This window comes from Paenibacillus praedii (assembly GCF_049725345.1).
Taxonomy (GTDB): Bacteria; Bacillota; Bacilli; order Paenibacillales; family Paenibacillaceae; genus Pristimantibacillus.
In genome coordinates this window covers 102,346-115,555 of sequence record NZ_JBMWAM010000001.1, presented here as the reverse complement: position 1 = coordinate 115,555, position 13,210 = coordinate 102,346, and the positions used below count along the sequence as shown (strand labels likewise).

General features: G+C 50.8%; 13 protein-coding genes. 10 read left to right on the top strand and 3 right to left on the bottom strand.

Features of this window, described 5'->3' with window-relative positions:
- Nucleotides 1–182: 182 nt before the first annotated feature.
- The 3 genes from ACO9K6_RS00560 to ACO9K6_RS00550 form a co-directional block, all read right to left on the bottom strand.
- Nucleotides 183–524 carry a hypothetical protein gene (locus ACO9K6_RS00560; RefSeq protein WP_424765583.1) on the bottom strand — a complete coding sequence of 114 codons (342 nt, stop codon included), beginning with the start codon at nucleotides 522–524 and terminating at the stop codon, nucleotides 183–185.
- 812 nt (nucleotides 525–1,336) lie between these two features.
- A complete protein-coding gene (locus tag ACO9K6_RS00555; RefSeq protein WP_424765582.1) occupies nucleotides 1,337–1,681 on the bottom strand; it encodes a DUF3243 domain-containing protein in 345 nt (114 codons plus the stop codon).
- 105 nt (nucleotides 1,682–1,786) lie between these two features.
- The gene (locus ACO9K6_RS00550; protein ID WP_424765581.1) at nucleotides 1,787–2,215 is read right to left on the bottom strand and encodes a hypothetical protein; all 429 of its coding nucleotides are present in this window, start codon (nucleotides 2,213–2,215) and stop codon (nucleotides 1,787–1,789) included.
- A 187-nt stretch (nucleotides 2,216–2,402) separates the two neighbouring features.
- On the opposite strand from ACO9K6_RS00550, the gene ACO9K6_RS00545 reads away from it, so the two are divergent.
- From ACO9K6_RS00545 to ACO9K6_RS00500, 10 genes are all read left to right on the top strand, one after another.
- A complete protein-coding gene (locus ACO9K6_RS00545) occupies nucleotides 2,403–3,935 on the top strand; it encodes a class I adenylate-forming enzyme family protein (protein ID WP_424765580.1) in 1,533 nt (510 codons plus the stop codon).
- A gap of 21 nt (nucleotides 3,936–3,956) precedes the next feature.
- Complete coding sequence (locus tag ACO9K6_RS00540) at nucleotides 3,957–4,724, top strand: response regulator transcription factor (RefSeq protein WP_424765579.1); 768 nt, start codon at nucleotides 3,957–3,959, stop codon at nucleotides 4,722–4,724.
- Between the two features lie 105 nt (nucleotides 4,725–4,829).
- On the top strand, nucleotides 4,830–5,909 hold the full coding sequence (locus ACO9K6_RS00535; RefSeq protein ID WP_424765578.1) for an XdhC family protein: 1,080 nt from the start codon (nucleotides 4,830–4,832) through the stop codon (nucleotides 5,907–5,909).
- Complete coding sequence (locus ACO9K6_RS00530; RefSeq protein ID WP_424765577.1) at nucleotides 5,906–6,511, top strand: nucleotidyltransferase family protein; 606 nt, start codon at nucleotides 5,906–5,908, stop codon at nucleotides 6,509–6,511. The genes ACO9K6_RS00535 and ACO9K6_RS00530 overlap by 4 nt, the downstream gene beginning before the upstream one ends.
- Nucleotides 6,508–8,970, top strand: a complete 2,463-nt coding sequence (locus ACO9K6_RS00525) for a xanthine dehydrogenase family protein molybdopterin-binding subunit (protein ID WP_424765576.1) — start codon at nucleotides 6,508–6,510, stop codon at nucleotides 8,968–8,970. Before ACO9K6_RS00530 ends, ACO9K6_RS00525 begins: the two co-directional genes overlap by 4 nt.
- Nucleotides 8,967–9,425 carry an SRPBCC family protein gene (locus ACO9K6_RS00520; protein WP_424765575.1) on the top strand — a complete coding sequence of 153 codons (459 nt, stop codon included), beginning with the start codon at nucleotides 8,967–8,969 and terminating at the stop codon, nucleotides 9,423–9,425. Before ACO9K6_RS00525 ends, ACO9K6_RS00520 begins: the two co-directional genes overlap by 4 nt.
- Entirely contained in the window at nucleotides 9,406–10,281 is an 876-nt protein-coding gene (locus tag ACO9K6_RS00515; protein WP_424765574.1) for an FAD binding domain-containing protein, read from the top strand. Before ACO9K6_RS00520 ends, ACO9K6_RS00515 begins: the two co-directional genes overlap by 20 nt.
- Nucleotides 10,282–10,288: 7 nt before the next feature.
- Nucleotides 10,289–10,810 carry a (2Fe-2S)-binding protein gene (locus ACO9K6_RS00510; RefSeq protein WP_424765573.1) on the top strand — a complete coding sequence of 174 codons (522 nt, stop codon included), beginning with the start codon at nucleotides 10,289–10,291 and terminating at the stop codon, nucleotides 10,808–10,810.
- Nucleotides 10,788–12,350: an AMP-binding protein gene (locus ACO9K6_RS00505; protein WP_424765572.1), complete on the top strand. Its 1,563-nt coding sequence runs from the start codon at nucleotides 10,788–10,790 to the stop codon at nucleotides 12,348–12,350. The genes ACO9K6_RS00510 and ACO9K6_RS00505 overlap by 23 nt, the downstream gene beginning before the upstream one ends.
- Nucleotides 12,351–13,151, top strand: a complete 801-nt coding sequence (locus ACO9K6_RS00500; RefSeq protein ID WP_424765571.1) for an enoyl-CoA hydratase/isomerase family protein — start codon at nucleotides 12,351–12,353, stop codon at nucleotides 13,149–13,151.
- The last annotated feature ends 59 nt before the right edge of the window (nucleotides 13,152–13,210 follow it).

Sequence of the window (13,210 nt, the reverse complement as noted above, 5' to 3'; positions counted from 1 at the left end):
AACGCGTCACCTCTCCCTTATGTTTAGATGCAACTGTATTAAAAGCTGTTACATTTCAGGGGTTGAATATACCATTTTTTTCAAGGGGAAGTCAATAAAATTCAGAATGCTGATTTAAGGTAAACACAAAAAAGACCCTCTTGGGCCTTTTTGTGTTTCTAGGGACGTTACATCTTGAAAAGCTAATTTTTCCGTGGATTTATTCTATGGAGGTTTCTTTTCCCTGTTAATTTTCGTTTTGCATTCCTATTTTTATTGGTTATGTTCATTACGGTTGCTTTGGGACCTATGAAAGTACTGATCATTTTGAACGCAGGACGCACCTGTTGATAAATACCAAACATTTTTTGGATCTTTCCAATCATGGACATTATTCCGTCGATTCCACCAAATCGGTCAAAAACTGAGAACATAGTTGTGGAGACTGGTCGAGACTCGGATTCAACTGACTGATCAATATCATTTGAGTGTTCTCCTTCAGCAAATGAAAACGCATGGAGATTCACTCTTTTTCTTCTTCCCACTTATACTCACTTCCTTTGCCCAGGATTTGCTTGATGATTGTACTAATAAGATATGCTAATGATTTCTTCTCGGTATAGTTCATTAACTACATACACCAATATGTACTCTTTACCTTATATGACGGATATGGCGAATTTGGTTGAGTCCTTTTTGTAACGAGTGGTTTGTTCTCAGAATATGATGGTTAGAATAATGACCGTAAACCGCACTGTGATATTGTGTTTGATCCTTCCTTGCACCAAATCGCGATCCAGGAGGGTGAAATATGGGGAGGGGGGACTGCATGTCTTCCATTAAAAACAAAGGAAAACCAACAATCGGAACCACTAAAAAAAAAGTTCAAACGATACATCTTTACTAGATTATTTTAAAGGAAATAATCTGGAAGTTGTTGTAGCTGCCCTTCTCTTAACTGGTAAATTAAGAGTAGATGCCGTCCAATTATTTAGAGAAGCAACAATGATTGTTAGTTTAACTGGAAAATATAAAACAATAGGGAAAATGGATAGTTCAAATATAGAGAGGATGGTACAGTTCCTTAATGACAATGGAAATATGACTCTTGATGAAATAATTCAAGCGTTCAAAAAGAAAACGGATAAATGATTCTTTGAGGTGATCGTAATGAGCGATTTTGATGGAGTGGGGTTTGCCGGGTTTATTATATTTTTTATTCTAATCGCCCTATTTTTCTTTGGTTCTACAGATATTCAAGGTCTTTCCGCAACTCCCACACAGCCATGATTCGTGCGGGAGTGGCAATATAATAAGGAGGTCTGCTTTAGAATAGCAGACCTCCTTATAAATACATTTATCCTCTTGACTGAGCCAGCTTTACAAGCAGGTGAGACAAGTGGTGCTGTTCTTCCTCGCTGCCGGCTTTCCAAAGCTCCTGCAGGAGCTTTTCTTCACGATTTCGAGGCTCCTCGTGCTTCGCTAGGTATCCGGCAACTTTCTGCGCCACTAAGGCTAACTGCTCTTCGTTTAATCCTAAATTTTCAGCCAATTCAATTCGTTTGGCGAGATAGCCTTTGAAGTCTTCGAAATTTTGTAAAATATCGTTCTTCTGAGACGCATCTAAACGATCCAACGCTTGATCGATTTTCCCGGGCTCCAGATCTCCGTCTTTATCCACAATATGATCATGCTCTGCCATATGAATTCCTCCTTGGATGAATATTTAAGCTTCGATATTGTATTACCCTTCTCTGATACAAGCCAAACAATTGCGCTTTTTTATTAGAGAGCTTAGTAGGGGCATTTATTTGAAGTTTATTGATTTATTTTCCCTTATTTCATTACAGTGATGACATCGAATCGCGGCAGGATGATTATTATCCAGCGAAATATCGGATCTTTTTTCCATGATTTTTTTAATTAACAGCTCCTCTTCCCAATGCTGAGCGTTGATTTCAATATATATTTCATTTAACGGTGGTGGAGCTTCTTTAATAACCGGTGTTTCAAATGAATTTTTTCGTTCCCGCTTCCTATTTTTTTCAATAAGGATGTTGTTTGAATAAAGCTTCACTATCATTTGCAAAAGCAGAGCTGAACCTAGCATCCATGCTCCTGACTTCCATGATGATAATCCTAGGACAAGGAAGGAGAAAACAATAGCCGGATAAATAAAAAGATAAGAAAAAAGGAGTATTAAAAGTCTTGATATAAAGGTATTCATCAAATTCATTTGCCACTCCCTTTACTGTTTGGTTACATAATTAATATGCTGAAAGGGGTTATCCTTATTTTGATTAAAACAGCATGCTAACCAATGTTGATTGTTTTGCAAAAGTGAAGATGTCAAAAATTTTAATGTTTTGAATTCGCTTTCAATATATAATTGTTAGTAAAAGACATTTAGGGAGAGAATCGCTATGGACTTGGGGACCGTATTCGATTACGCCGTTGAGAGATATCCCAATAGAACCGCTGTAGTCCAAGACAGCCGTTTGGTTACGTTCCGTGAATTGAATGAGGAAGCCAACCGTCTGGCGTCCTCTCTCCGGAAGCTCGGTGTTGTGAAGAGAGATCGGATCATGGTCGTGCTTAAGAATCGATTCGAGACGGTATGCCTGTTCTGGGCGATTCAAAAGCTTGGCGCGATCTACACGCCGGTGAATCTCCGCCTCTCGCCCGAAGATTTACAGTACTGCATTAATGATGCGGAGCCCAAAATTATCATTTATGAGAAAGTCAGTAAACGTTCGGTGACAAATGCCAAGTATAATGAGCGGCCTTTGCTCGTCAGCCTCGAGAAAGAGGAGGGAGACCTCTCTTACGGGGAGCTGGTTTCTAGAGGGACAGCAGATTTCAACGGACCGGCCAGTGACGACGAGGATATTGCTGTCATGCTTTATACATCGGGTACAACAGGCACACCTAAGGGGGTACCGAAATACCACAAGAACGAATATGCTTCCACGATGGCCCATATCATACAGAACCATTACGAGCTGTTCGACAGTACGCTGGGAGCAATGCCTCTCTATCATACAATGGGCATCCGTTCGCTGCTCTCCATGTGTGTACTGAACGGCAAATACGTGCTGTTTCCAGATTTCGACGGCCGTAAAGCGTTATCGCTTCTTAGCAGAGAGCAGATTAGCTGCCTTTACATGTTTCCTTCCATGTATCGCGATTTGCTGAACGACCCTCGATTCGGCGAATATGATCTGTCCATGCTTAAAAAAATTGGCTATGCCGGGGCTCCTATGTCGGAGTCCCTGACGCAGAAATGCTTTGCATTGCTGAAGCCGGAGCACTTCATCAATCATTATGGCAGCACCGAAATTTACACGTTTACGACATGTTCGATTCTAGACAGCAAGCCTGGCTGTGCAGGGAGGCCGGGCATCCATCAGAAGATACGTCTAATGCCTTCCGATACCGACGACCTGCTTGACCGGGAGAATCGTATCCGGCCGGGGGAGATCGGGGAGATTGTCGTAAAAGCCGATTCCATCGAAGGCTTTAAGGGCTATTGGAACCGACCGGAAGCGACTAGACGGGCTATACGCAACCACTGGTACTATACAGGCGATCTTGGCTATTTCGATGAGGACGGAGATTTATATGTTGTCGGAAGAGCAGATGAAATGGTCATTTCCGGCGGGGAAAACATTTCTCCGAACGAGATCGAGGAGGCGCTGCTGCAGCATCCCAAGGTGTTGGAGGCAGTTGTGCTCGGTGAAGAGGACGAGCAGTGGGGGCAAATTGTAGCCGCGTATATCGTGCCAAGCGACCCGGCATTAACAAGTTTGGAATTGGACCAATTTTGCAAGCAGCATCCGAAGCTCTCCAATTTCAAGCGGCCGCGCAAATATGTGTTCATTAACGAAATTCCAAAAAATCCTTCAGGAAAAATTTTGCGCCGTGAGCTGCAGCGCGACGACCAGTCAAACCATTAACCGTGAAATGGAGGGATCGTCATGGCCGGGATGCTGATCGTTGATGATGAGGCGGAAAGCCGTCAGGACATTCGTTTAATCGTTGAAGAAAGTCCATACAGCTATCTTTCCGTCTACGAAGCCGGCACCGCCGAGCGGGGATTGCTGCTGCTCAGGCAGAATCAGCCCGACATCGTCTTTCTTGACTTGTCACTGCCGGATATGGACGGGATCGAGCTTGGGAAAAAAATGCTGGAAACGAGCCCTCGAGTCTCCATTGTGGTCGTAACGCATTTAAAAATGTTCGAGACGGTCCAGAAGTCTATGAACGCCGGTTTTTCCAGTTATTTTCTAAAGCCGTTTACGAACTCGGATTTGCTTCAGTCATTGGATAGATTGATGCTGCCGAGTTTGAGAAACGAAACGCTTCATGTGCATAAGGCAGTGTTGTCCGCCAATCCGGTCGAAATGGATCCAGGGAAGCCTATTCAGAGCGTGACGGACTATATCCACAGTCATTTCTACGAGCCGATTACGCTGAACGAAGTAGCGGACTGGGTGTATCTGAGCGCCTCCCATTTCAGCCGACTGTTCAAAACGGAGATGGGTGTAACGTTTGTCGAATATTTAACGAAATACCGGGTGGAGCAGTCCAAACGGTTGATCAAGATGACGTCGATGCCCATCGAAGTTATCGCCAATCATACCGGATTCGCAAATGCCGGTTATTTCGCCACGACATTTAAACGGCTGGAAGGCATTACGCCGACGGAATACAGGAATCTGTTCTCCAATTTCATAAACAAGTGATAAGATTTTAAAATCAAAGATGCAATAATAATTGAACCGTGCAAACGGTTCTTTTTTTACGATAGACGTATAATCGGATTTGACAACAAGCGAGGTGGTGGGCAAATGCTGGAAATATGGCAGGGATTAAATGCTTGCCTGAACAATATGGAACGCGCTGCGCTCGCAACCATCATTGATGTGGAAGGGTCGGCCTACCGGCGTGAAAGCACACGCTGCCTTATTGTTGAAAGCGGTACCATAATTGGTGCGATAAGTGGAGGCTGCGTGGAAGGGGATCTTCAGGAGCATGCGCGAACCATGTGGGAAACCGGGGCTCCGATGATGCTTCATTACGATTTTAGGACGGAGGAAGACCTGGTTTGGGGACTTGGCGTCGGCTGTAACGGTGCAATGACCATTTGGCTGCAGCCCTTTGATCCTGAAGGGCGTCCCGATGAGGCGCAGGCCATGATCGGCGAGTTTCACCGAAGGTTAACCTGTACGGAGAGCTATACGACCGGGGTTGTTCTAGAAACGGACGACCCGGCGGCTTTGCCGATAGGTTCATCTGTATCTTTATCAACCATTTCCGGCGCGGCCGGTTTGATCGACAGGATCGTAAACGGTATTTCCGTAAAGTTGTTTGTGGAGACTTCCAGACCGCGGCCAAGGCTGCTTGTTATAGGGGCAGGGGCGGATGCTGTTCCGCTTGTGAGCGGCGCAAAAGCATTGCATTGGCATGTCACCCTAGCGGATCACCGAGAAGACTACCTGAATCGGGAGTGTTTCCAGGCTGCGGATCAACGTGTGCTTGCTTCGCGTGGAACATATTCAGAATGCTGCGTAAAGGAAGGGGATTACGTGGTCGTCATGACGCATCACTACGAGACAGACCGTCAGCTGGTGCAAAGGCTGCTTGGCCTACCCATTCGGTATTTAGGCGTTCTTGGTTCCCGTAAACGGATGGAGCGGATGTTGGCTGAATTCCGCCTGAACGCGGGGTGGAACGAGGAGGCGCTTGAAAAGCTGCATGCGCCCGTCGGCCTTGACATCGGTGCGGAGTCGCCGGAGGAAATCGCCCTTAGCATTCTTTGCGAGCTGTTAAGCCGCCGGAACGGACGCAGCGGCCAACCGCTCCGCTCTCGCGAAGCGCCGCTGCATAGTCGGCAGTCAACCGGCAGCCTTCGGCTGGCAACCCAATGAAGCCGGATATTTGGATCGTGATTCTTGCAGCGGGCTATGCCCGGCGAATGGGCTCTCCTAAGCTGCTTCTGCCGATTGACAAGGAATCGATGCTCCGGCACGTGACACGGAAGGCGCTGCGGACGCGGGCGATCGGTGTAGCCATTGTCGTGAATGGCGAGCTTCCTGAGCTGATGGAGACAATCGACGATCTTGACGTCGTCATCCTGCCGAATCACGAAGCGAGCCTTGGCATGAGCGCATCGGTCCGAATAGCTGTCTCGCATCTGGAGCATGTATCCTCAGATGCCGGCGTCATAATGCTTGCGGATCAGCCGGGGATGGATCCCAGCGTCATCGAGCAGGTGATGGAGCGTTATGCAGAGACCAAAGCTCCAGTTGTGCAACCAGCCTATCAGGGAAAGCCGGGACATCCCGTGTTGTTCGGTAAGGCAGTCTATTCCGAGCTGCGGAACGTCAACGGGGACCAAGGCGGTCGGCATGTCGTTGCGAAATACGCGTCTGAGCGTGAATTGGTTAATATAGACTCGGCGGAGCCGGAAGATATTGATGTGCTTGACGACTACTTCAGACTGATAGCGAAAGGAGGCAGCAGCTATTGAACGCATATATGAATACAAATGGTAAACCGAACGGCATCGGTTCTCCGATGCCTCGAACGGAGGATGCGCGGCTTACATCCGGGCAAGGTACCTTTATTGAAGATATGAATCCGCTACCGAACATCCACCATGCCGCCATTCTGCGCAGTCCTTACCCTCACGCCGCAATCAGAGCAATCCGCACGGACAAAGCGGCGTTAATGCCAGGCATTAAAGGGATCGTGACCGGGCGTGATATCGCGGAATTGACGAAGCCTTTTCCGGTTGGCGTTACGGCTCCTGTGGAATATTATTCGCTCGCCGTCGACAAGGTGCGTTTCGTGGGAGAACCGGTCGCTGTTGTTGTCGCGAAAAACCGCTACCTTGCGGAAGACGCGCTTGATGCCATCGAGGTCGATTACGAGCCGCTTCCCGCGGTTGTCGATATCGAGAAAGCTTTGGAACCGGAAGCTCCGATTCTTCACGATAAGGTCGGCTCCAACATCGCGAATCACCGAACGTTTCATTACGGCGATGTGGAGAAGGCTTTTGCGGAAGCAGATGTGGTGCTGAAACATAAGTTTCTTTTTCCGAAATACAGCGCCACGCCGGTAGAAACGTACGGCGTGATCGCCAATTATGAGCGGAGCACAGATCATATGACGATTTGGTCCAATTTTCATGGACCGTTCACGCTGCAGTCGGTCATGGCACATGCGCTTCAGATGCCGAGCAACCGGCTGAGGATCATCATTCCGAAGGATGTAGGCGGCAGCTACGGCATCAAGTCGGGCGTTTATCCCTACATGGTGCTAATGGGCGTCGTATCGAAGAAAGTGGGGCTCCCTGTGAAATGGGTGGAGGACCGGCAGGAGCACCTGATGGCAAGCTCAAGCGGGACCGACCGTGTCACATGGATCGAGGCGGCGGTGACGCGCGACGGTATAGTGACAGGGATGAAAATGAAAATGGCTGACAATGTCGGCGGTTATATTCGGGCGCCGGAGCCCGCTTGTCTCTATCGAACCCATTCTAACAGCACCGGCGCATACGGAATCAAAAACCTGTTCATGGAAACGATCGCCGTCATGACGAATAAAAGTCCGACCGGCTTGATCCGCGGCTACGGTGGACAACAGCTGTATTTTCCGCTGGAGCGGATGATGCACATCATCGCGCTGCAGCTTGGCATAGACCCGGCGGACATTATCAGGAGGAATCTGATTCCGAGCGAAGCGTTTCCGTATCGTACGCCTACCGGCGGCTTATATGACAGCGGGGACTATATGGCTGCTTTCCAAAAAGCGCTGGAGATGACCGGCTACGACGCGTTCCGGGAGAAACAGAGAGATCTGCGGCGGCAAGGAAAATATTTGGGCATCGGGCTCGCCTGCATCGTGGAGCCTTCCGGCTCCAACATGGGCTATATTACGGTAGCGCTTACACCGGAAGAGCGCGCCAAATCGCTTCCTAAATCGGGGTCGGCGGAGGGCGCGACCGTGTCGATCGATCCGATGGGCGGCATATCGGTAAGGATCAGTACGGCACCTACCGGGCAAGGGCATGAGACAGTCGCCGCCCAAATCGTCGGCGAAGTGCTCGGTGTGGACCCAGTTACAGTTAGGGTGATCGCTGAGATGGACACCTTGACTAGTCCTTGGTCGGTGGCGTCCGGCAGCTACTCCAGCCGGTTTGCTCCCATTGGCTCCAGTGCTGTGTACCAGGCCGCCAGTAAGGTGCGCGACAAGCTGCTGCTTATCGCCTCCGCCCAACTAAAGCTGCCGCCTGAAGCACTTGACGTAGAAGGCGGCAAAATTGTTGTCCGAGAAAGTCCGGAGAAGCAGCTTTCGTTGAAACGGCTAATCGGCTCTGCCCACTGGAACCCGGAGTCGCTTCCGGATGGCATGGAGCCGGGCATTCATGAAACGGCATTTTACACGATACCCGGCGCAGCGCCGCCGGATGAGAACGACCTCGTCAACGGCTCTGCGACCTACGGATTCGTAGCGGATGCGGTAACGGTAGAGGTTGACGCCGAGACAGGCGAGGTAAAAATTCTCGATTATATCACAGTCCATGACGCAGGCAAGCTGCTTAATCCTCTAATCGTAGAGGGACAGGTGATGGGCGGTCTGGTCCACGGATTAGGCGGCGCACTTTTCGAGGAGCTGGCCTACGACAGCAGCGGACATTTTCTTACGGGAAGCTTCATGGATTATTTATGCCCGACCGCCACGGAAATTCCGAGGATATCGGTCAAACATCTGGAGACACCTTCACCAATCACGCCTCTTGGCGCAAAGGGACTTGGCGAAGGCAACACGATGAGCGCACCGGCGGCAATTGCCAATGCGGTGGCGGATGCACTGTCGCCTCTGAACATTACGATAGACAGCCTGCCTCTCTCGCCTTCTAGAATATGGTCGTATATGCAGGAAGCGCAGCGAAAGAAAAAACAACCGAAGGAGGTAACGCTATGAACGGTGGCGGAAATCTTACATTGAATGCCCCAATTGATCAAGTATGGAGCAAACTCATGGATCCAGGCGTACTCTCCGAATGCATCATGGGATGCAAGAAGCTGGAGCTTGTCGGCGAGAACAAATACAAGGCTGAACTGTCCGTAGGCATTGCGGCCGTAAAGGGCAAATATGATGCGACCATTTCCCTGACGGATTTGCAGGCCCCAAGCAGCTACAAGCTGGTGATGCACGGAGAAGGAGGGCCAGGCTTCTTAGATGCGGAAGGCATCCTCGAGCTTGCGTCCGCGGGAGATGGCGAAACAACGCTAACGTATACGTATACCGCCGAAGTAGGCGGAAAAGTGGCGGCGGTTGGTCAACGGATGCTAGGCGGAGTGGCGAAGCTCATCATTAACGACTTTTTCAAAAAACTGAAAAAGGAAATCGACAGCTATGAAGCCGGCGTTGTTTGATTATTTCCGTCCATCGACGATCGAGGAAGCAATCCAACTGCTGCAGCAGTCCGGCGAAGATGGAAAGCTGCTCGCAGGGGGACAAAGCCTTATACCGATTATGAACATGCGGTTAGCCGCGCCGGAGTGCTTGATCGACATTAACGGTCTAAGTGATTTAAGCTACATTCGCGATGAGGACGGATGGATCCGAATCGGCTCCCTTACCCGGCAGCGGGACATCGAGCGATCAGATCTGATCCGGGCGCGGCTTCCGCTGCTCACGGAGGCGGTGCCGTTCATCGGACATATGCAAACCCGAAACCGCGGCACGATCGGAGGAAGCCTTGTACACGCTGACCCAACAGCTGAATTGCCATTGTCCCTTCTTGCGTTGGGCGCGTCCGCTGTCATCCGCAGCGAGGGAGAGGAGAGGGAAGTGGCGTTAAGCGATTTTTTCATCACTTACCTTACGACCGATATTATGCCTGGCGAGATTTTGACCGAAATCCGTATTCCGTCGGTCAACGTCCCGAAAGGCTATTCCTTCCAGGAATTTAGCCGCAGGCACGGTGATTTCGCCCTTGTAGACGCAGCCTGCTTAGTGGATACAGACAATGAGGGCCGCATTACGGAGGCACGCTTGACGCTCGGAGGCGTGGATGCCGTTCCTGTGCTGGCAATAGACGCGGCGGATGTCCTGATCGGCGAACGGTTGACCGATTCGTTGCTGAAGAAGGCGGCGAACCTTGCTTCCGCCAGTTTGGACCCGGAGGATGACCTTCACGCGACGAGAGATTATCGCCTTCACCTGGCAGAGGTCTTTACGAGAAAAGTGATTCAGGCAGCTTATGGCAAAGCCGTCGGAAAGGAGTGAGCCGATAATGAAGGTGTCCGCCAGAGAAAGGACCGATATACAGGTGAGGATCAACGGCAAGGACTATAAGGAGCAGGCCGAGCCGAGAAAGCTGCTCAGCGATTTTCTGAGGGAGGACTGCGGATTAACCGGAACGCATGTCGGCTGCGAGCATGGGGTGTGCGGAGCGTGCACCGTACTGGTAGACGGAGCTGCCGTCAGAAGCTGCCTGATGTTCGCCGTCCAGGCGGAGGGCGCGGAAATAATGACAGTGGAGGGATTAGCCGAAGTCGGAGCTGCCCATCCGCTGCAAACCGCCTTCTCCGAATGTCATGGTTTGCAATGCGGCTTCTGTACGCCTGGCATCCTCATGTCCGCTGTCGATTTTCTACGGACGAATCCCGATCCGATAGAGGAAGAGATTAAAGAAATGCTTTCTGGTCATTTATGCAGATGTACCGGCTACAAAGGGATTGTTGAAGCGATCGAGAACGCGTCAGCCAGACGAAAGGACGGTGAGTTCGTCCATGCACGTGGGGACATTGTTTGAATTTGCGGTCGAGCGGTACCCGCATTTTGAAGCGTTAGTGCAGGGTGATGTCCGGCTTACTTACCGGGAGCTGGACGGAGAGATAGGCAAGATTGCTTCCGCCTTGCAGGACATCGGTGTCGGGCAGGGAGAACGGGTCGTGCTTGTGCTTAAGAACCGGTATGAGATGGTCGTGCTGTACTGGGCGATCCAGAAAATTGGTGCGGTGTTTACTCCGATCAATTATCGGCTATCCCAGGAGGAGATCAAGTACTGCATCCAGGATGCGGAGGCGAAAGCCGTCATTTACGAACCGGTCAGCGAACGTACGGTGCTTGAAGCGGTAAAGGAACTGGACACCATCAAGATCGGCGTGCAGGAGGCCTCGGGCGCAGATGTCCGTTATGAGGAGATGCTGATCCGGGGCGCAGAAAAACCGGCGTCCCTGCCGCACATCCGTGATGATGATGTTTGCCTGATGCTTTATACATCGGGAACGACAGGTCGCCCGAAGGGTGTACCCCGGACGCACGGCAACGAATATGGAGCCGCGGTCGCCCACATTATTCAGAACCAGTACCAAGTGGAGGAAAGCACGATCGGCGTCATGCCTTTGTATCATACGATGGGAATGCGTTCCTTGCTCGCGATGGCTTTTCTGAATGGCAAGCTGGTTATGACGCCGGAATATAAACCGGCTTTCATCCTGGAGGTGCTGGAAAAGGAGAAAATCAGCTGCGTTTATCTCGTGCCGACCATCTTTCACGACCTTGTTTTCCATGAGAATTTCGACAATTATAATCTGTCGGCTCTGCGTAAGCTAGGCTACGCCGGCGCGGCAATGACCGAAGTGCTGACAGAGGCCATCTTCAATAAACTGAAGCCCGAGGTATTCATTAATCATTACGGATCCTCCGAGGTATACACCTTTTCCTATTGCAATTATTTGAATAAGAAGGCAGGCTGCGCGGGGAAACCCGGATTTCACCAGCATCTTCGCGTCGTCTCACCCGATCCCGAAGGAAAATCCAAGCCCGCCGATATCGTACCAGCCGGGGTGCCGGGGGAAATTATCGTCGATCTGAGAACGAGCGAAGCTTTCCATGGCTACTGGAACCGGCCGGATGCAACGGAGAAAGCGATCCGCGAAGGCTGGTACTTCACCGGGGATATGGGAATGCTCGATGAGGAAGGCGATTTGTTCGTGCTCGGACGGTTGGACGATACAATCATATCAGGCGGAGAAAACATTCATCCGCTGGAAGTAGAAGACGTGATCGCCAAACATCCCAAGGTGGCGGAGGTCGCTGTAGCAGGCTTGCCAGACCAGCGCTACGGTGAAATTGTAACCGCTTTCGTTGTGCCTAAGGATCTTTCGTTGACGGTAGAGGAGTTGGACTGTTTTTGCAAGGACAGCGTTGAATTGTCTAATTTCAAAAGGCCTCGGAAATATGTGCTTCTCACCGAGATACCCAAAAGCCCAGTGGGCAAAATATTGCGCCGCAAGCTGCGAGGCGGAGAATATGAGCCTTTACACATACCTAAGGAGAGTGTGTCTTGAATGGAAAATCAGCGAGTGGAACAAATCGAGTGGGATCACCTGCGGGTGGAGAAGAACGCGGAACGACGTACGGCAACGATAGTGCTGGACCGCCCGGAGAAAATGAATACGCTGAGCTTTACGGCGCGTGCCCATTTAAGCGAGATTTTCGAGAAACTGAACCAGGACGACGAGGTTCAAGTCATCGTCATCAAAGGTGAGGGCACGAAAGCTTTCACATCCGGCGGGACGATCACGGAATTTATGGAGCGATCCCAAGAGGAGCTATCGGTGCTGCATAAGAACGTGGCGGCGCCTGAACGGTCACCAAAGCCGGTCATTGCGCAGCTTCAGGGCTACACGTTTGGCGTAGGGATGGAGATCGCCATGGCCTGCGACTTCCGCATCGCTTCGGATACAACGCTCCTCGCCCTGCCGGAGCTCCGGTTGGGCATGATTCCGGGCAGCGGCGGCACGCAGCGTGTTGCCCGGATAGCGGGCCTTGGCCGGGCTAAGGACATGATTATGCGGGCGCGCCGCATTCCTGCAGACGAAGCGTACAGCTGGGGGCTGCTCACCGCCGTTGTTCCGCAGGAGCAGCTTGAGTCCGCGGTATCAAACTTGACGGATGAGCTTCTCTCTTTCTCGCCGCTCGCGCTTCGCACGCTGAAACAGGTGCTTAATGCCTCCCAGGAGGGACCGCTCAGCGCGGGACTTGAGATTGAAGGCTTCGCATACGGAATGCTGCGGGGATCCGACGATTTCCGTGAAGGGGTCAATGCGTTTGCGGAGAAGCGGCCGCCCAAATTTACAGGACGCTGATTCGTCGCTGCCGATTTTCTTAAGTGCGGTTTCGTGCGGTGTCCCTTCGTATCTGCTCG